Below are 18738 nucleotides of genomic sequence, written 5' to 3'. Positions count from 1 at the left end.
CAGCGGCGGAGGTCGGGAGGGCCGGTGGTCAGGCGGCGGCGTCGTTCCGGTCGGAGCCCGTGAACAGGTGCATCGTCGCCGCGTCCGGGGCGGAGATGCCGTGCCGGCGGAGCACCGTGCCGAGGGTGGCCAGCAGGATGCGGAGGTCCATCGCCGGCCCGAGGCCGTCGACGTACTCGACGTCGGCGGCGAACTTCTCCTCCCAGCTCAGCGCGTTCCGGCCGCGCACCTGGGCCAGGCCCGTGACACCGGGCCGCACCTCGTGCCGTCGCGCCTGCTCGGGGGTGTACCGGTCCAGGTACTCCATCAGGAGCGGCCGGGGGCCCACGAGACTCATGTCGCCGCGCAGGACGTTCCACAGCGTCGGCAGCTCGTCGAGGCTGGTGCTGCGCAACCAGCGGCCGAAGGGGGTCAGCCGCTCGCCGTCGGTGTCCACCCCGTCGGCCTCGGTCAGGATGCGCATCGTCCGGAACTTCACCAGCTCGAACGGTGCACCGTCGCGTCCGGGGCGCAGCTGCCGGAACAGCACCGGGCTGCCCAGGTCGCGGCGCACCGCCACGGCCACCGCCCCGATCACGGGTGCGGCGACGACCAGGGCGGCCCCGGCCACGACGACGTCGACGGCACGCTTGACCGGCGGGTACAGCGACCGCCGGGCCGACCGGCGGCTCACCGGAGCCCCAGGAACGCGCCCAGCGCGCCGGTGACGGCGTTCACCTGGTCGCCGGTCAGGGCCGACCCGCTGGGCAGGGTCAGCCCGGTGGCGAACAGCCGGTCCGCCGACCCGTCGAGGAAGCTGCGCGCCCCGGCGAAGACCGGCTGCCGGTGCATGGGCTTCCACAGCGGCCGGGACTCGATGTCCGCGGCGTCCAGCGCGGCGCGCAGGTCCTCCGCCGACCACCCCGCGACCGCCGGGTCGACGAGGACGGCGGTGAGCCAGCAGTTGTCCGCCGCGTCCCCCTCGCGCTGGAAGATCCGCGCGCCGGGCACGTCGGTGAAGATCGCCGCGTAGCGCTCGCGCAGCGCCCGGCGGCGGCCGATCATCCCGTCCAGGCGTTCCAGCTGCGCCAGGCCGAGCGCGGCCAGGACGTTGCTCAGCCGGTAGTTGTAGCCGATCTCGGTGTGCTCGTAGTGCACCGCGGGCTGCCGTGCCTGGGTGCTCAGGTAGCGCACGCGGGCGGCCATCTCGCCGTCGTCGGTGAGCAGCATGCCGCCACCGCTGGTTGTCATGATCTTGTTGCCGTTGAACGACAGCGCCGCGACCGCGCCGAACGAGCCGGCCGGCGCGGAGCCGTGGAACGCGCCCAGCGCCTCCGCGGCGTCGGAGACGATCGGCACGTCGTACCGGGCGCAGACCTCCGCGAGCGCGGTGTAGTCCGCGCAGCGGCCCAGCAGGTCGACCGGCACGACGGCGGCGACCGGCGTGCCCTCGGCGCGCAGCGCGCGCAGGGCGTCGTCGAGCAGGGCGGGGCTCATCAGCCCGTTCTCGGGATCGCAGTCGACGAACACCGGCTCGGCACCGCAGTAGGCCACCGCGTTCGCCGTCGCGGCGAAGGTCAACGTGGGGACGACGACCGCCGTCCCGGGGCGTGCGCCGAGCTCGAGCAGCCCCAGGTGCAGCGCGGCCGTGCCGGAGGAGAGCGCGACCGCGTGCGCCCGTCCGCAGCGTTCGGCGATCCGCTGCTCGAAGGCGTCGACCATCGGGCCGAGCGGGGCGATCCACCCCGAGGCGATGGCCTCGGCGACCAGTTCCTGCTCGCGGTCGCCGACGTCCGGCGACGACAGCAGGATCCGCGTCCGGGCGGGAGCTGCGCTCACAGGGCCACCCGTCCCGTGCGGCCCAGCTGGTCCTCCGCCGCGGCGCGCGCGACCCGCGGCTGGGGTGCGGTGGGGACGCCCGGGTCCTGCGGGTCCTCGAGGGTGATGTCCGCGAACCGGTAGGTGCGGTCGAGCCGGTCCACCGCGGGGTGCTCCAGCGGCGGGACAGGCACGTGGCTGATCATCGGGTGCATCGGGCGGCTGTCCTGCTCCCCGGTGCCGAAGAGGTCCTCGTGCAGCTTCTCGCCCGGCCGCAGGCCGGTGACGTGGATCGGGATGTGCCGGCCCTCCAGGCCGATGAGGTGGGCGGCGACGTCGCCGATCCGCACGGGCTGCCCCATGTCCAGGACGAGGGCCTCGCCGTTGCGGCCGATCGCGCCGGCCTGGATGACCAGCTGGACCGCCTCGGGGATGGTCATGAAGTAGCGGGTCACGTCGGGGTGGGTGATGGTGACCGGCCCGCCCCGCGCGATCTGCGCGGCGAAGGTCTCCAGCACCGAGCCGCGGCTGCCGAGCACGTTGCCGAACCGCACCGACAGGAACCGGCCGCTGTTGTGCTGGGCGTAGGTCGCGGTGAGCCGCTCCGCCATCCGCTTGGTGCGGCCCAGCACGTTCTGCGGGTCGGCGGCCTTGTCGGTGGAGACGTTGATGAAGTGCGTGACCCCGACCGACGTCGCGGCGGCCAGGACGTTCCGGGTGCCCAGGACGTTGGTCTTCCAGCCCTCGTCCGGGTACTGCTCGAGCATGTTCACGTGCTTGAGGGCGGCGGCGTGGAAGACGACCTCGGGCCGCCGGGCGGCGAACAGCCGCTCGAGGGCCTCGGCGTCGCGGATGTCGGCGAGGATCGCCTGCGGCTCGTGCAGCTTGGCCTCGCCGAACATCGTCAGCTGCAGCGCGTGCAGCGCCGACTCGTCCCGGTCGAGCATCATCAGCTCGCCCGGCCCGAACTGGTCGATCTGGCGGCACAGCTCGGCGCCGATGGAGCCGCCCGCGCCCGTGACGAGCACCCGCTTGCCGCGCAGGTAGTGGGCGATCTCGGTGAGGTTCGTGTCGATCTGCCGCCTGCCGAGCAGGTCGGCGACGTTGATGTCGCGGACGTCGCGGATGCCCACCCGGCGGCTGAGCAGGTCGGTGACCCGGGGGAGCACCTTCACCGAGAGCCCGGCGTCGTTCGCCCGCTGGGAGAGGTCGCGGACCAGCGCCGAGTCGGCCGAGGGGATGGCCACGACGACGGTCTCGGCCTCGGTGGCGGCCGCGGCGGCGGAGATCCGCTCGCGGCCGCCCATCATCCGGACGCCCCGGATGCGCAGGTGCCGCTTGCGCGGGTCGTCGTCCAGCAGGCCGACGGGCAGGTAGGGGCTGGCGGGGTCGGCGAGCATCGACCGGATCAGCTGCTCGCCGGCGATCCCGGCCCCGAACACCAGCGTGCGCTGGCCGGTGCGGGGCCGGATGGCGCCCTCGCGCTGGCTGCGGATGGCCAGCCGGAAGCCGATCATCATGACGAAGGAGAGGACCGCGCCGATCACCGGCACGCTGAGGGGCATCAGCCGCGGCGTGCCGCTCAGGGCGACGACCCCGAGGATCGCCAGCGCGGTGAGGCCGACGGCGGCGCCCAGGCTCTTGACCTCCTCGGCGGTGCCCACCGCGTACCGCCCCTGGTGCAGCCGCAGGCCGGCCGAGGCCAGGGGGAAGAGGAACACGGCCAGCGCCATGCCCGCCACGAGGCCCGGGGTGTTCATGCGGTCCACCGAGCCCTCGTACCGGGCGGTCATGGCCAGCACGAGGCCGGCCTGCAGCGACACCAGGTCGCCGCCGAGCATGGCGTAGCGGATGAGCTTCCACCGCACGTTGCGGTCCGTGGCAGTCATGTCGTCACTCCGCGGTGTGGTCGGGGTTGCCCGCAGCCGAGCCGGCCTCGGGTTCGGTGTGCGCTGCGGTGGTCGCGTTCGCCCGTCGCCGCGCGTCGGCCTTGTAGGGGCGGGAGCCGGGGGTCGCGTCGCCCCCGTTCCGCGGGATGCGGTTGAGCACGACGCCCAGCGACGGGACGTGCACCCGTGCCACGGACGCGGCCGCCTCGGCGAGGTGCTCGCGCTTCGTCCGCCCGTGGCGCGCGACGAGCAGGCAGCTGTCGGCGAGCGCGCTCAGCACCGCGCCGTCGACGACCGGCAGCAGCGGCGGAGCGTCGATGATCACGAAGTCCCAGTGGTTGCGCAGCACGTCCAGCACGGTCTTCATCCGCGGTGAGCCGAGCGCGGCCTCCGGGTCCGGCGGCATCGGCCCGGCGCCGAGGACCGTCAGCCGACCCTCCACGCCGGTCTGGACGACGTCCTGCAGCTGCGCGGCGCCACTGAGGACGTCGGTCAGCCCGGGCCCGTCGGGGAGGCCGAGGTAGCGGCTGACCCGGGGGCGCCGCAGGTCGCCGTCGACCAGGATCACCCGGTGGCCGGCGGTGGCCAGGGAGAGGGACAGGTTGACCGCGACCGTGCTGGCGCCCTCGCCCAGCAGCGGCCCGGAGACGACGACGACCTTCGGCGGCGACTCGACGGCGAGGTGGCGGAGGTTGAGCCGCAGGGCGCGGAACGCCTCGGAGAGCGGGCGCTGCCCGTCCAGCTGGTCCAGGACCGCCTGCTTGCCGAGGGAGCGGTCCGAGAACAGCCGGCCCACGACGTGCGCCCCGGCGGCCGCCTCGACGTCGTCGTCCGTGCGGACGGTGCGGTCGGTGCGGCTGCGGACCACGGCGAGGGCCAGACCGAGCAGCAGGCCGAGGGCGGCGCCGCGCCAGAGGTTGCCGACCAGGTCCGGGCCGGCCGGATCGGGCTCGAAGGTGGGGGCCTTGATCGTCGTCACCTCCACCGTGGAGGCGGTGGCACCTGCCGGGGTCTCCAGCTCGGCCACCCGCTGCTTGAACTGCTCGCCGAGCGACCTCGCGATGGCCTGGGCGCCCTGCGGGGTGCTGTCGGTCACCCGGACGTCCAGGACGATGCTCTCGGGGAGCACGGCGACCGAGATCCGGCCGGCCAGCTCCTCCGGGGTCTCGTCGAGGCCCAGCTCGTCGACGACCTTGCTGGTCAGGTCGGGGCTGGTGAGCACCTGCGGGTAGGAGTTGATCCGCTCCTGCGTGAACAGGTTGCCCTCGTAGGCGTCGGAGCTGGCGGTGGGCCCGGCCGCCTTCGCCCACAGCTGGGTGGACGAGGTGTAGGTCTTCTCCGCGGTCCAGCTCAGCAGCCCCGCGACGACGAGCCCGGCGAGGACGCCGGCGAGCACCAGCCGGCCGTAGCGGCGGATCAGACCCGTCATGTCGATGGTGCCCACGCAGTTCCCCGTTCGAGGTGGAGGCGCCCGCTCCGGTGCGTCACGGCGGCCTCGTGTCGATGATGGGGCGGACGCTAGTGCCGCTGTCGCCCCAAGTGGTCGGTTCGGTGCACGGCAGTTACGGAGCGGAGCGGCCGGATCGGCCGTCGGAACGGAGAAACAGCAGGTCAGACAGCTGAAACTGCGCGCGGTGAGATCCGGTAACGGACGGTGCACATCTGGCTTGTCGTCGCGGAGCGTGGTCGGAGGGCGGCGGTAGGTGACCGCACGATCTGGTCACCGACCGTGAGCAGCGACGGCCCCGGCTTCCGCGGCCGTCACCCGCGCGACCCGGTCGGAGGAAATGCCCTGCTACGTGGCGTGACCCCTTCTGCCCCCGCCCGGACGGCGCTAGCCTCCGGCGCGTGACCCTCCTCGGCCCCGCCGGCGCGCTCGCTGCTCCGTCCTGCGGACGCTGAAGTGCCCGGAGTGGAGCTGAGCGCCGGCCGTCCGTCCGTGGCGGCCCCCGTCGTGTCCACGCCGGGCGTGCGCGTGGTCCGGGCGGCCGACTGGGACGCCGCGGTGACCGAGGCCGGCGGCCTCGACACCTACACCCGCGCCGCCTACTACCGGGCCTCCGCCCTCCTGGAGGTGCCCGGCACGGTGCCGGTCCTGCTGCGGTTCCGGCACCGCGACGCCGTTCTCGTCCTCCCGCTCCTGCTCCGCCCCCTGCCGGACGGCAGCGGCTGGGACGCGGTGAGCGCCTACGGCTACGGCGGCCCCCTGGCCCGCGACGGGGCGGCGGTCGCCGCCTTCGGTCCCGCCCTCGACGAGTGGGCGCGCGTCAACGGGGTGGTGTGCACCTTCCTCCGGCTGCACCCGCCGCTGGGGAACACCGCGCTGGTCCCGCCGACGGCCGAGGTCGTGACCGCCGGGTGCACGGTCGCCTGGGACCTGACCCCGGGGCGCGACCTGTTCGCCGGCATGCACGCCCACCACCGCCGGGCCGCGCGCAAGGCCGACCGGGCGGGCCTCGAGGTGACCGTGACCCCGCGGCCCTTCTCGCTCAGCGCCTTCCGCGACCTCTACGTCACCACCATGGAGCGCCAGCACGCGGATCCGTTCTTCTACTTCCCAGCCGCGTACTGGAAGGCGCTGGTCGCCGAGCAGCAGACCCTGCACCCGGTGCTGGTGGAGGGCCGGGTCGACGGAGAGCTCATCGCCGCCCTGCTCTGCTTCGTCGAAGGTCCGCGGCTGCACTACCACCTGGGGGCGTCGGCCGACGCCGCCCGCTCCATCGGCGCGTCCAACCGCTGCTTCCTCGCGGCTGCGGAGTGGGGACGCGAGCAGGGCGTGGAGGTCTTCCACCTCGGCGGCGGGCTCGGCGGGTCGATGACCTCGTCCCTGTTCACCTTCAAGCACCGGTTCGACCCCGCGAGCGAACCCTTGCCCTTCTCCGTCGCGAAGCTCGTGCACGACCGCGACCGGTACCGGGAGCTCGCCGGCACGGACGAGACGGCCGGCTACTTCCCGCCCTGGCGCCGCTCCGCCTGACCGGTCAGGCGGACTGCTGCCCGGGGGACGTGCGACCGTCGCTGTCCAGGGCGGGCCGGCCGAGGACGTCCAGGACCGCGGTGGCGATGCCGTCGGCGGCCGCGTCGACGCCCAGCGACTCCCGGACGTCGGGCACCGATCGGACGGCGCCGGAGGAGACGTCCGCGGCGACCAGTCCGGCCAGCGCCGCCACGTCGCCGTCCGGGGCCAGTCGCACCAGCGGGGCGTCGCGCAGGCCCTTCACGTCGAACCCGTAGGACCAGCGGCCCACCGCCGCCGCCTCCAGGGCGACGCGCGGCAGCCCCTCCCACTCGGCGGTGTGCAGCAGGGCGGTCGCCGAGGCCAGGGCCGGTGCCACCGCGGCGCGCCCTTCGGCGGTGATGACGGAGCCGAGACCGGCGGCGTCGATCCGTGAGCGGACCTCCTCGTGCAGCGGCCCGTCGCCCAGCATGCGCAGCCGCACGGGGCAGCCGAGCTCGACCAGCCGCTCGACCACGTCCACGGCCAGGTGCGGGCGCTTCCGCGGCGTGAAGTCCCCGACCCACAGCAGGTCGTGGCCGTCCGCCGGCACGGGTGCGGCGGGGTACTCCTCCAGCGGCACGCCGACACCGGACCGCAGCCGGTGGACGTGCGGCGCGTGGTGCCGCTCGAACCAGGCGTGGTCGTCGCGGTTGATCGTGATGACGCCCGCGGTGCGCCGGAGCAGCGCCCGCTCGATCAGCTGCCACGGCCGGGCGCCCGGGGCGTGCTCGTCCCCCCAGTGCAGCCCGTGGCAGAAGTACACGACCGGTGCGCGCAGGCCGGCGAGCCGCACGATCGCCGACGCCGTCGCCGTGTTGGTGATGACGACGTCGTGCTGCTGCGCCCGGGACCACGCGCGCAGCGACCGGACCGCGGTCACCACGCCGAGCGAGGGGCGCTGCGAGAAGCCCTCCAGATGCGTCCAGGACGCGATGTCGGAGTGGGTGCCGCTCGCCGACGTCACGACGAAGCCCCGCTCCTCCAGCCGTGCGGCGATCGCCGGGAAGAAGGCGTCCAGGGTGCGCCCGACGCTCGTCACCAGGCCGATCCGGACCGGTCCGTCCACGACTGCCTCCGCTCCGTCGGTCATGCGCCCACCCGCCCCCGTGCCGCCCACGGCGGCGCGGTGAGGACCCCGGCCCGGCGGGTGGGCCCGCGAGTCGGCCGGAGGATCGCCGCGATCGCCACGAGGCCGACGGCGGCGGGGATGAGGATGTCGAGGTCGAGCAGCCGCATGTGGATCGGTGTCGCGGTCAGGACCGCGGCCATCACGCTCATGCCCCAGGCCGAGCCCGGGTGGCCGCGGCGCGGCCACACGCTCAGCAGGTGCACGAGCAGGCCGGTGAGCAGCGAGAGCCCGAGGACCCCGGCCAGGCCGAAGTCGAAGTAGGCGTCCCCGAAGGACGTGTAGGTGTTGAACGACACCGGCATGTCGACGTAGCCGGCGAACGGCTCGGGCGAGGGCAGGTCGAAGCCCATGAGCTGGCCGATCCGGACGACGGCGTACATGGAGCGGCCGAACTCGCCGTAGGGGCCGTGGTCCCCCAGCGGTTCGGTGAGCCCGACGCTGAAGGCGCTGATTCCCGCCGAGCAGGTAGAGCAGCGGCTCGACCAGGGCCTGGGGGACCCAGCCGGCGACGCGCAGGGTGTCGGGCATCTCCGTGCCGTCCCGCTGCTGGCCGACGAAGCCGAAGTAGACCACCGCCAGGACGACCGCCCCGACGGCGATGGCGAGCGCCCGCCACCGGCCCGGCGTGCGCGCCCGCCGGCGGACGGGCAGGCCCGGGCTCCGCGCGAGCAGGACCTGGAAGAAGGCGGCCGTCACGACCACGGTCAGCGTGGCGGTGCGCGAGGGGGACTGCATGGTCACGATCACCGCGACGGGCAGCAGGAGGTACCACAACCGGCTGGAGCACAGCCCGCCGATGACGGCGAACGCCCCGAGCAGCGGCGCCAGCGCCAGCGCCATGCCCACCGTCCCGCCGGCGCTCACGTTCCCGTAGAGCTCGGCCCAGCGGACCAGCTTGGGGTCCGCCTCGCTGAACGGCTGGCCCAGGGCCGCCGAGATGGCGCTGCGGTACTGCAGGCTGGCCCAGGTGACGGCGGCCAGGACGACCACCGTGGCGACGGCGAGCGCCCCGGTGTGCAGGGTCATCGGGACCACCGGCCGGTCCTCGGGGGCCGGTCCGCGTCCGCGCCGTCGGTGGTCGAGGACCAGCGGGGTGATCGTGAGGACGGCCAGCCCCAGCACGATGGCCACCGAGACCCGCAGGTCCGGGTCCACGAGGTTCATCGGCCGGATCACGACGAGCACGGCGGTGCCCGTCCACAGCGCCAGCGTCACGGTGAGCGGGTGCACCATGCCGAACCGCGCGTAGCAGGGCACGAGCAGGAGCACGCACCCGATCAGGAGCACCGCGCTGGACATGACCCTCCTACGACCGTTCCGAGAGCACCCGGACGGAGCCGGGGCGGGCCAGTTCGCGAACGGTGAGCCGGAGCGCGCGCCACCGCACGGGCCAGCCCTCCGGCTGCCGCGTCAGGGTCCGGACCAGCACCTCGGCGAGCCCGATGAGGACCGCGCCGAGGGCGCCGGCCACCCCCCAGCGCTTGGCGAAGTACCGGGCGCGCGAGACGCGGAAGACGCAGAAGGACGGTCCGGCCACCGTGCGCGAGCTGGCCCCGTGGGCGTGCGTGCCGTAGGGCCGGGTGTCGAGCAGGACCTGGCCTGCGGCACGGGCCCGGTCGCACAGGTCGACGTCCTCGAAGTACAGCTCGAACCGCTCGTCGAAGCCGCCGAGGGCGTCGAGGAAGGGCCGGGGAGCCATGAGGAACGCGCCGTCCACCTGCTCGACGGGGATGACGGAGGTGCCGGCCCGCAGGGGGACGACCGAGGACTCGGCGCCGAGGACGGCGCGCTTCAGCTCGCGGAGCGGCGTGACGGCGCGGCGGGCGTTGGCCAGCTCCGCTTCCCCGGGGACGAAGGTGAGACCGCCGCCGACGACGGCCGTCCGCTCCGCGGCGCAGCGGGCGACGAGCTCGCCGACGCCCCGGTCGAGGAGCACGTCGGGGTTGAGGAAGGTGACGACCGGGTCGGTGGTCGCCCGGTAGCCCAGGTTGCACGCCGTCGCGAAGCCCAGGTTGGCGCCCGGGTCGATGTAGCGCACCCGGTCGCCGAAGCGGGCCACGACCTCGGCCGTGGCGGGGTCGCTGCTGTTGTCGACCACCACGACGTCGCCGACGCACGGGTCGGCGACCACCGGCGGCAGCCCCTGCTCGAGGTAGGCCGCCGACCGGTAGGCCACGAGCACCATCGCCGTCCGCGTCACCGCACGTCTCCCCGGAGGGCCGACCGCAGGCTGCTGCGGAGGAAGACCGCCGTCACGGTGTAGGCGATCGTCGACATGACCGCGGCGCCCGGGGTGCCGCCGAGCGCGGCCGCGGGCACGTAGCCGATCGACAGCGCGACGGCGAGCGCACCGAACATCCACACCCGCGAGCTGGCGCCGAGCGCCTGGAGCGCGCTCAACGCGATGCGCGAGTAGCCCGCGACGAAGACGCCGGGCAGCACGATGAGCACCAGCGGGACCAGCCCGTCGTAGTCGGCCAGCGGCCCGAGCGCGAGGACGACGGCCGCGCCGGCGATCGCGACGGCGGCGAGCAGTCCGAGCCCGGCGTTGAGCCGGACGGAGCGGTCGAGCTCGTCGCGCCAGCGGGGGCCGTCCAGCCGGGCGCGACTGGCGAACACGGAGAGGGCGAACACCTCGGGGACGATCAGCGCGAGCTCGGTCAGGGAGAGCGCGAGCCCGTAGATGCCGGCGTCGGTCGCGCCGAGCAGCACGCCCACGACGAGGACGTCGGCACGGAGCATGACCATCTGGCCGATGCTGCCGATGTTGTTCGCCGTGGCCGACCGGAGGAACCCGCGCCACGGGCTGCCGCTCCAGCGCCAGGGGCCGGTGGCCTGCAGGTGGCGGTGGAGGAGCACCGACGTGAGGCCCACGCTGAGGACCACCGACGCGTACCAGGCGGCGAAGACCGGCAGCGGGGAGCGGGTCGCCAGCAGCATCGCCCCGGCGCCCAGCAGGTACAGCAGGCTCTGCACCACGATGGTGACCTGGTACTCGCGGTTGCGGGCCAGGCCCTGCAGCACCCGGCCGGTGAACAGCTGCGTCACCACGATCGCGCCGCCGACCAGGGCCCAGCCCGTCGTCCCGACCGTGGAGGGGACGTCGTCCCGAGCTGCGCCGCCGACGAGCACCAGCACCAGCCCGACCGCGGTCATGCTCCCGGCCAGCACCCACATGAGCCGCAGCCCGTGCCGCAGGCCGGTGCGGTCCTTGGCGCGCAGCGCCTCGACCACGGGCACGTGCAGGCTGCCGTAGGCCAGCGCGCCGAAGAGCAGGGCGCCGGTCATCAGGAAGGTGAGGACACCGCGCAGCTCCGGCCCGAGGAGGGCCGCGGAGACGAGGGTGAGCCCGAAGCTGACCGCGAGCGGCGCCATCTGGGCGACGAGGAGGTCGAAGAACCCGCCGGAGCGGAGCAGCGCGAGCGGTCCCTGGAGCAGCCGGCCCACGCGGGACGACGGCGGGGCCACCTCCGGCGCGTCGGGCTGCGCTGCCTCCACCTCGGCCACCGTGGCCGGTCCTGGCTCGTTGCTCACGAGACCCCTGGCTCTGCCGCCGACGGGGCTCCCACCGGCCCGGGGGCCGGCGCCGGCTCGTCGGTCGGGGAACCGCCACCGGCGACGATGCGCCGGCCGACCGGGGGGAGCATCGATCGCCTGTCCTCGTCGACCGGGTAGTCGTACCGGAGCCCCAGCGCCCGCGCCCTCCGCGCCGGGACCCCGTCGAGCACGACGCCGAGCAGCCGCGCGCCGTGCTCGGAGAGCGTGGCGGCCGCGTCGGCGAGTTCCCGCTGTCCGGTGCGCCGGTAGGGGGCGACGAGGAGGCAGCCGTCCGCGGCGGCGCCGAGCACGGCCGCATCGGGCACCGGGTTCAGCGCCGGGCTGTCGACGACGACCACGTCGTGGGATCTCGTGAGGGTGCGCAGCGTCCCGGCCAGGGCCGGCGACGCGTGCACCGCACTGGCGTCCAGGGTGTCGACGGTGCCGGCGGGGATGACGTCCGGGCGGTCCTCCTCGCCGACGCGCAGCACCTCCTCCAGCGTGGCCTTCCCGGCCAGCAGGTCGGTGAGGCCCGGGTCCCCGGGGCCCTCCGGGACGGCGGTGCCGACCGGGAGGGGACGGGCGTCGAGGAGGGCGACCCGCAGGCCGGCGCGGGCGATCGCCTCGGCCAACCCGGCCGCGACGTCCGGCCGCGGGCCGTCGGGCCCGGTGGCGGCGACGACGACGACCCGGGGCGGTGGACCGTCGCCACCGCCGAGGAGACGGGTGCGCAGCCTGCTGAAGGCCGCCGTGTCGGGGACGCCGCTCAGCGTCGCGAGCAGCTCGGTGCCCGACCAGTCGCGCACGTCGTCGCTGTGCGTGACGGTGCGGGTCGATCGCGGGGGCAGCGCGACGAGCAGGAGGCCGGCCAGGAGTCCGGCCAGGGCGCCGAAGGAGAGGTTGCGGGTCGCGTCCGGCGAGATCGGCTCGGTGGGACGCGGCGCCGAGCGGATCGTCGTGAAGGACACCGGCGCGCCCACCCGCCCGCGGGAGGACTCCACCGCCGTCGCCTCGGCGGTGAACTCCTCACCGACGGCGTCGGCGAGCTGCTGAGCCCGGGCCGCGGAGGGGTCGGTGACGGTCACCTCGATGATGCCCGTCTCGGGCACCGAGCGGGCGGACACCCGCTCGGTGAGCTCGGCCATGGGCAGGTCCAGGCCCAGGCCGTCGGCGGCGGCGCGGAGCACGTCCTCGCTCTCGGCGAGGGTCGCGTAGGACAGCGCGCGCTGCTGCGCGAAGAGCCCGGCCGCGTAGGCGTCGGCGGCCGCGGCCGAGCCGGTCTGCCCCACGAACACCTGCGTGGAGGACCGGTAGAGCGGCGTCGTCTGCCAGGTGACGACGCCCGCGGCGACCAGGCCCAGGACGATCCCGAGCGCGGGCAGCCACCAGCGGGAGCGCGCTGCACCCAGCGCGTCCTGTCCGGTCACGATGCCCCCGCTCGACGTGGCGATCTCCTGCCCGGCCGTCGACCAGGTAGCCCCGCGGCACCCGGCCCAGGCCGTGGAGGGCCACAAGTTACCTCTGCCCACCGGCCCCGTCAGCCCCTTCCGTCGCGCTGAGTCACCATCCGCCCAGGCGCTGGGTCGGAAATGGGTCCGCACGGTCCGGTTCCGGCACGCTGGAGAGCCCGATACCTCCCGATGGGCGATGCGCACGGGTATGTTCCGGCGCCGACCCGGTCGACGAGGTCCGCCGGGAGCGCAGCCATAGCCGCGGAGGGAGCGCAGATGAGGGTCCGGACCCCCGGCCGGTGGGGAGCCGTGCTGGTCGCCGCGGTGGTGACGGCCGGCCTGGCCGGGTGCGGGGGGAGCTCCGTCGCGGCCGAGCCGAGCGGGGTCCTCGCGGTGGTGGTCGGCGGGCACGCGGGTGCGCCCGCCCCGGTCCTGACCGGCGCGGCCGCTGCCGCCCGTGATCTGGCGGTCGCCCAGCAGTCGATGCTGTCGGTGGTGGTCGCCGACGGTGCGCCCACCCCGGTGGGCGAGCCGGTGCGGCTGGCCGGTGGCAGCGCGGAGCAGCGCGCGGAGAACCGGCAGCGGGTCGACGACGCGGTCTCCGGCGTCCGGGCCCAGGCTCCCGAGTCCGACCTGCTCACCGCGCTGGGCGTCGCGGCCCGCAGCGTGCCGCCCGGTCCCGGCCTCCGCACCCTCGTGGTCCTCGACCCGGGGCTGTCCACCGCCGGGCCGATGGACCTCACCCGGCCCGGCCTGCTCGACGCGGAGCCCAAGGAGGTCGCCGACTCGCTCGCGGACGCCGGACTGCTGCCCGCCCTCGACGGGTTCTCCGTGGTGTTCCAGGGCCTGGGCCAGGCGGTCCTGCCCCAGGCGCCCCCGGACGAGGCCCGCCGGACCCAGGTCGAGCAGCTCTGGACCACGATCGCCCTCCGCTCCGGCGCGGTCGCGGTCGAGCTCGACGACGTCCGGGACCCCGCACCGCTCGAGGGCCCGCTGCCGGCCGTCCGGTCCGTCGACGTCGGTCCCGGGGTGTCCTGCTCGCCGCAGCAGCTGGTCCTCCGCGGCGGGGACGTGGGCTTCCGCCCGGGCGAGATCGAGTTCCTGGACCGCGCGCGGGTGATCGAGGTCCTGGGCCCGTTCGCCCGGCAGATGCAGGAGCGGCAGATCATCGGCGAGGTGTTCGGCTTCCACCCCGCCGTCGGCGATCCCGAGCGCGTCGTCACGCTGAGCCATGAGCGGGCGCAGCAGGTGGCCAACGTGCTGATCGAGCTCGGTGTGGACGTCGACAACCTGCGGGTGCTGGGCTTCGGGAGCTCCTCCGAGGACTACGTCCCCGACCGGGACGCGGCAGGGAGGCTCGACCCGGCCGCGGCCGCGCTGAACCGGGTGGTGACCATCGACTTCACCGCGGACGTGGACTGCGGGTGAGCGGGGCGCACCTGCCGTTCCTCCTCGCCGGTCGGGTGAACGGCGGCCGGACCGCGTCCTGCTGCGCCGTTCCGCACCTACAGTGACTCCATGACCGGCCGCCGGCTCGTGGTGGGGACCTCCTACGGCCCTGCCGGGGCGAGCACGCGGGTGCGGGTGCTCGACTGGCTGCGGTTCCTGGACCTCGACGCCGAGGTGCACGACTACCTCGGCGCTGCGAACGTCCGGCCCGGGACGCTGCTGCGCGACCCGCTCGCCGTGCTCCGGGCCGAGCGGCACCTCCGTTCGCTGCGCTCCGCGGCGCCCCCGGACCGGGTGCTCATCTCCCGCTCGATGGGGCCGTTCACCCGGGGGCGCATCGAGGCCGGGCTCATGCAGCGGGCGGGCTGGGGGGTGTACGACTTCGACGACGCCCTCCACGACGACCGGCGCGGCGGCGTCCACCGCGTGTTCGGCGAGGCGGCCGGCTGGTCGACGGCGGTCCGCGGGGCGGATCTCGTCGTCGCGGGCAACGACCTCCTGGCCGAGGCCGCTTCCCGGCTGAACCCGAACGTGACGGTGATCCCCAGCTGCGTGGACCCCGACGACTACCCGGTCAAGGAGGACTACGCCGTCGGGGAGGTGCCCCGGCTGCTGTGGCTCGGATCGCCGTCCACGGAGCCCTACCTGGACGAGGTGGCGCCGGCGCTGCTGCAGGTCCACCGCGCGACCGGCGCCCGGCTGACCGTCATCAGCGCGGGCAGCCGGCCGCTCGGCGAGCTGGAGGCCATGACCGACCGGGTGACGTGGGACGGCCCGCGCACCGACCGGCTCATCGCCGCCGCGGACTGCGGTCTCATGCCGCTGCCCGACACCGCCTGGTCGCGGGGCAAATGCGCCTACAAGCTCCTGCAGTACGGGGCGGCGGGCCTGCCGTCGGTGGCCTCGCCGGTGGGGGTGAACGCCCGGGTCCTCGAGCAGCTGCACGGCCTACCCGCCACCGACACCGGCTCCTGGGTGGATGCGGTGCTCGCGCTGCTCTCCGAACCGGAGGCGGGGCCCGCCGCGCCCGCGGCGACGCGGCCCGCAGAGCGGTGGCGGAGCACTACAGCTTCGCGGCCTGGCAGGACGACTTCCTGCGAGCGCTCCACCTCCCGGCCGCCCCGGAGCCCCCTCGCCCGACCGACCGCGCCGGCGCCGCGGGGGAGGTCGAGCCCTGAACGCCGAGAGCGACAGCCCGCCGGCCGAGGCGCCGGTGGCCGAGGACCGGCCGGAGCCCCCGGCCCCACCGGGCTCGGTGCCGCGCCGGCGGTGGCGCACGCTCTGGGCGCTCGGCCTCGCTCTGGTCGCCGGGCTCGGGATCATCTGGGCCGTCGTCGCCACGGGCGGCGACGGGGCACCGGCCGGCCCGGGGCAGGAGGCCCCGCCGGCGGCCGAGGGCGGGGGCGTTCCGCCGGGCGCCGTCGACGTCCGGGACTTCGGCGCGACCGGGGACGGCGTCACCGACGACGCCCCGGCGATCCGGCAGGCCCTGGAGAGCGCCGACGCGGTGCACCTGAGCGCCGGCACCTACCTGCTCGGGAGCTACGCGACCCCGCGGACGACGGTGATCGATGCCGATTTCGTGTTCCGGCTGCGCGACGGCCAGACGGTCACCGCCGACCCGGGTGCGGTCCTCCGCATGGCCGACGGCGTGATCGCCGACTCGTCCGCGGAGTGGGGCGGGAACGTGTTCCTCGCGGAGGGCACCCGGGACGTGACCCTCTCGGGCTTCACCCTCGACCTCAACGGCCCCGGCAACCTGGTCCCGGCGGGGCGGACGATCACCGCCTACGGGCTGTACACCTTCGGCGCCGACCAGGTCACCGTGCAGGACGTGACCATGGTCGACACCCCCGGCCAGAACTACGTCGTGGCCCAGGGCGGCGGCTCGGGCTTCGAGGTCCGGGACTCGACCTTCCGCAACGGCGGCACCTCGATCCCGGGCAACGAGGACCAGATCGACTTCTCCGCGCTCTACTTCACCGGTACCGACGTCGTGGTCGACGGCATCACGGTCGAGCACGACCAGCAGCCCTTCACCTACAGCGGGGGCGTCGAGCTGCACGGGCCCCGGCAGTCGCTGACGAACAGCCGCATCAGCGACAGCTGGCCGGCCGTCTACATCGGCCCCGACGTGTACAGCGACCTCGCGTTGCAGGACGGCATCACCGTCGAGGCCAACCAGTTCCTCGACGTCGGGCGCGGGGTGGTGTTCAACGCCGGCGGGACCGGCGCGATCGACGACGTGAGCATCACCGGCAACCTCTTCCGGCTGGCCGACTTCGCCGGGTTCGAGGGGGAGCCGACCCGCGGGATCGACCAGGACATGCCCCCGGACGGCAGGTGGACCTACCACCACATCATCACCGGCCTGACGATCGGTGAGAACCGCTTCCAGGCCGACGGGAGCCGGTCCGACGCGATCGTGCGGCTGTCCCAGGTGCACTCCGCCACCATCGAGGGCAACCGGTTCGACGACATAGCCGGCACCGTGATCGCGCTGAACAGCTCGCCGTGGGACACGAAGAACGTGCTCATCGCGGACAACGACATCGGGTGGCGCAGCGCCGAGGGCGCGCCGGCGATCGCCCTCTCGCTCGACGGCAGCTCGACCTCACCGCCGAAGGATGCGTTCGACGCCCGCGACATCGTGGTCTCCGGCAACCGCCTCGACCTGCACTGGCCCCAGTCGCGGGCCTGCGCCGTGCACGCCAACTGGAGCGACGGCGCCACGGTCAGCGGCATCTCCCTGCGCGGCAACGACTTCGACGACGCCGAGCGGGTCACCTGCGGTCCCCGCGGAGGAGAGCTGTCCGTCCAGCCGTGACGCCCGACGTGCAGGGGTCCGCTCACGCTCTGTAGCGTCGGGGTGCCACCCCGTGCTGCATCAGGCCGGGGCCAGGCACGGCGGGAACGGGGACGCACGGATGAGCACGGTGCACGTCGTCGCGCTGGCCTGGCCCATCCTCCTCGTGGGCGCCGGCCTCGTGATCGGCCGTGTGCTGCGCCGCGCCGACCGCGCGGAGGAACCGCGCGGGGAGGAGACGCCCGGGGACGAGACACCCGGAGAGGGGACGCCCGGAGCGGGCGCGGAGGCGCGCACGCCCCAGGACCCGGTCGCTCCCGACGTCCCCGCCGAACGCTGACTCTCGGTCCGCGCCACGTCGCTGCCCGAAGTCGACGCAGCCGCCCGTGCCGGTCCGGGTTGTCGCCCGCCGACGTGGGGTAGACGATGTCCGGAGCCGTCGCCGGCTGGCCCGCGGGTAGGGCTACGGGTACGTCGCGGACGAAGAAGGACCCATGGTCCAGATGCTGATGGTCGGGCTCGTGTGGCTCGCGCTGACGGCCGCCCTGTGCCTGGTCATCGGCCGTGCGCTGCGCGCGGGCGACCTGGCCGAGGAACGGGGCGCCCGGGCCAGGCTGGTGGCGCTCTCCCGGGCGGATCTGGCCACGCGGTCACCCGGCGGGCTCGGGGAGGTCGGCCCCTTCGCACCCGAACCGGGGAGCCCGCTCGTGGACGACGAGGAGCTCGACCGCTGGGGTGAGCTCTGGCGCTGGGAGGACGAGCTCCGGCGCGGTGTCGACCAGTGGTGCGCCGACGCGGACGCCGACGCGGACCGGGGCACGGATCCCCGGGACGAGGGGCCACGGCGGCCCGGCCCCGACCAGCCCGCCTGACCGGGGCGACGCAGCCGGCGGGCGCGGGCTAGGCGGTTCCCGGCCGCGCGGAGCCGTTCCGCAGCCAGCGCCACAGGATGGTCAGGTCCGACCGCAGGGACCAGCTGCCGAGGTAGCGCTCCAGCTCGCGCGACGCCTCCTCGGTCGACCGGGGCGCCCCGCGGTGATCCCAGGGAGCGGTGAGACCGGGTCGCATGCTCGGGCCGCAGCTGGGCCACTCTCCCGAGCGCACCCCGGGTGCCGGTGGCCGCGGACCGATGAAGGACAGATCCCCCCGGAGCACGTTGATCAGCTGCGGCAGCCCCTCGACCGCGTAGCGCCGGAGGACCGCGCCGACGCGCGTGACCTGTCCGTCCTGCCGCCCGCCGGAGGTCGTGGTCCGGAACCGGAGCAGCGAGAACTCCCGCCCCCACCTGCCCAGCCGGCGCTCGCGGCGCAGCACGGGGCCGGCGTCCTCGGCCCAGATGGCCAGCGCGATGAGCCCCAGCCACGGCAGGGCGAGGACGAGCAGGACGGCGGCGCCCGTCCGGTCCACCGCTGCCTTGATGCGGTGGTGCGGGGTCGTCGGGTGGTCGTATCGGCTGGCAGGCGCTAGTGACATGGCTGCGGCCTCCTGTGCGGATCGCGCCGGGCTGAGCGAAGCGTGCTGGGTGGAGGGCGGACGGCGCGGGATCACTGCCGTCGCGGCGTGGCGGTGCATGGGCGACGGGGTACCGGGTGCCAGGGCTTCGGGTGCCAGGGCGTGGCAGAGCCGGACCCGGTACGGGCGACCTCGGGGCCGTCCCGTCGAACGGCGCCGGGCATGCGTCG

At 74.9% G+C, this 18738-nt stretch carries 16 protein-coding genes and 1 pseudogene; 7 read left to right on the top strand and 10 right to left on the bottom strand.

The window, feature by feature from the left end; translation table 11 throughout:
- Window positions 1-28: 28 nt before the first annotated feature.
- Genes JKP76_RS03405 through JKP76_RS03390 form a run of 4 tightly spaced genes read right to left on the bottom strand, consistent with a single transcriptional unit; the run spans window position 29 to window position 5115 of the window.
- Window positions 29-673 (bottom strand): sugar transferase, encoded by a 645-nt coding sequence (locus JKP76_RS03405; RefSeq protein WP_309229397.1) that lies wholly within the window; start codon window positions 671-673, stop codon window positions 29-31.
- Window positions 670-1818 carry an aminotransferase class I/II-fold pyridoxal phosphate-dependent enzyme gene (locus tag JKP76_RS03400; RefSeq protein ID WP_200489552.1) on the bottom strand — a complete coding sequence of 383 codons (1149 nt, stop codon included), beginning with the start codon at window positions 1816-1818 and terminating at the stop codon, window positions 670-672. The genes JKP76_RS03405 and JKP76_RS03400 overlap by 4 nt, the downstream gene beginning before the upstream one ends.
- Complete coding sequence (locus JKP76_RS03395; RefSeq protein ID WP_200489551.1) at window positions 1815-3686, bottom strand: nucleoside-diphosphate sugar epimerase/dehydratase; 1872 nt, start codon at window positions 3684-3686, stop codon at window positions 1815-1817. The genes JKP76_RS03400 and JKP76_RS03395 overlap by 4 nt, the downstream gene beginning before the upstream one ends.
- 4 nt (window positions 3687-3690) lie before the next feature.
- Window positions 3691-5115: a polysaccharide biosynthesis tyrosine autokinase gene (locus tag JKP76_RS03390; protein WP_200489550.1), complete on the bottom strand. Its 1425-nt coding sequence runs from the start codon at window positions 5113-5115 to the stop codon at window positions 3691-3693.
- Window positions 5116-5625: 510 nt separating this feature from the next.
- Here JKP76_RS03390 and JKP76_RS23195 point away from each other — a divergent pair.
- Window positions 5626-6663: a GNAT family N-acetyltransferase gene (locus tag JKP76_RS23195; protein ID WP_200489549.1), complete on the top strand. Its 1038-nt coding sequence runs from the start codon at window positions 5626-5628 to the stop codon at window positions 6661-6663.
- Between the two features lie 4 nt (window positions 6664-6667).
- Here JKP76_RS23195 and JKP76_RS03380 read toward each other — a convergent pair whose 3' ends face one another.
- Together JKP76_RS03380 and JKP76_RS03375 are read right to left on the bottom strand one after the other, a co-directional pair.
- Entirely contained in the window at window positions 6668-7750 is a 1083-nt protein-coding gene (locus JKP76_RS03380) for a glycosyltransferase (protein WP_200489548.1), read from the bottom strand.
- Window positions 7751-7770: 20 nt separating this feature from the next.
- A complete protein-coding gene (locus JKP76_RS03375) occupies window positions 7771-8193 on the bottom strand; it encodes a hypothetical protein (protein ID WP_200489547.1) in 423 nt (140 codons plus the stop codon).
- A gap of 218 nt (window positions 8194-8411) precedes the next feature.
- On the opposite strand from JKP76_RS03375, the gene JKP76_RS03370 reads away from it, so the two are divergent.
- Entirely contained in the window at window positions 8412-8687 is a 276-nt protein-coding gene (locus JKP76_RS03370; protein ID WP_200489546.1) for a hypothetical protein, read from the top strand.
- Between the two features lie 432 nt (window positions 8688-9119).
- Here JKP76_RS03370 and JKP76_RS03365 read toward each other — a convergent pair whose 3' ends face one another.
- From JKP76_RS03365 to JKP76_RS03355, 3 genes are read right to left on the bottom strand one after another with little or no spacing between them, the layout of a single operon-like run.
- The gene (locus JKP76_RS03365) at window positions 9120-10013 is read right to left on the bottom strand and encodes a glycosyltransferase (RefSeq protein ID WP_200489545.1); all 894 of its coding nucleotides are present in this window, start codon (window positions 10011-10013) and stop codon (window positions 9120-9122) included.
- Complete coding sequence (locus JKP76_RS03360) at window positions 10010-11311, bottom strand: hypothetical protein (protein WP_200489544.1); 1302 nt, start codon at window positions 11309-11311, stop codon at window positions 10010-10012. The genes JKP76_RS03365 and JKP76_RS03360 overlap by 4 nt, the downstream gene beginning before the upstream one ends.
- Window positions 11312-11343: 32 nt before the next feature.
- Window positions 11344-12777: a polysaccharide biosynthesis tyrosine autokinase gene (locus JKP76_RS03355; protein WP_200489543.1), complete on the bottom strand. Its 1434-nt coding sequence runs from the start codon at window positions 12775-12777 to the stop codon at window positions 11344-11346.
- A gap of 300 nt (window positions 12778-13077) precedes the next feature.
- Here JKP76_RS03355 and JKP76_RS03350 point away from each other — a divergent pair, with 300 nt between their 5' ends.
- From JKP76_RS03350 to JKP76_RS03330, 5 genes and pseudogenes are all read left to right on the top strand, one after another.
- Window positions 13078-14229 (top strand): OmpA family protein, encoded by a 1152-nt coding sequence (locus JKP76_RS03350; protein ID WP_200489542.1) that lies wholly within the window; start codon window positions 13078-13080, stop codon window positions 14227-14229.
- Window positions 14230-14319: 90 nt separating this feature from the next.
- Window positions 14320-15192, top strand: a pseudogene (locus JKP76_RS23845) (glycosyltransferase); the annotation flags it as partial.
- A 271-nt stretch (window positions 15193-15463) separates the two neighbouring features.
- Window positions 15464-17077, top strand: a complete 1614-nt coding sequence (locus tag JKP76_RS03340; RefSeq protein ID WP_200489541.1) for a glycosyl hydrolase family 28-related protein — start codon at window positions 15464-15466, stop codon at window positions 17075-17077.
- A gap of 100 nt (window positions 17078-17177) precedes the next feature.
- A complete protein-coding gene (locus JKP76_RS03335) occupies window positions 17178-17396 on the top strand; it encodes a hypothetical protein (protein WP_200489540.1) in 219 nt (72 codons plus the stop codon).
- A 154-nt stretch (window positions 17397-17550) separates the two neighbouring features.
- Window positions 17551-17928, top strand: coding sequence for a hypothetical protein (locus JKP76_RS03330; RefSeq protein ID WP_200489539.1), 378 nt, complete (start codon window positions 17551-17553; stop codon window positions 17926-17928).
- A gap of 28 nt (window positions 17929-17956) precedes the next feature.
- Here the strand turns inward: JKP76_RS03330 and JKP76_RS03325 are convergent, their stop codons facing one another.
- Window positions 17957-18529 (bottom strand): sugar transferase, encoded by a 573-nt coding sequence (locus tag JKP76_RS03325; protein ID WP_200489538.1) that lies wholly within the window; start codon window positions 18527-18529, stop codon window positions 17957-17959.
- Window positions 18530-18738: the final 209 nt, after the last annotated feature.

This window comes from Blastococcus sp. TML/C7B (assembly GCF_016612845.1).
In the GTDB taxonomy this organism is placed as follows: domain Bacteria; phylum Actinomycetota; class Actinomycetes; order Mycobacteriales; family Geodermatophilaceae; genus Blastococcus.
Note: the sequence above shows the minus strand (reverse complement) of the source record. Positions and strands in the feature narration are given on the sequence as shown.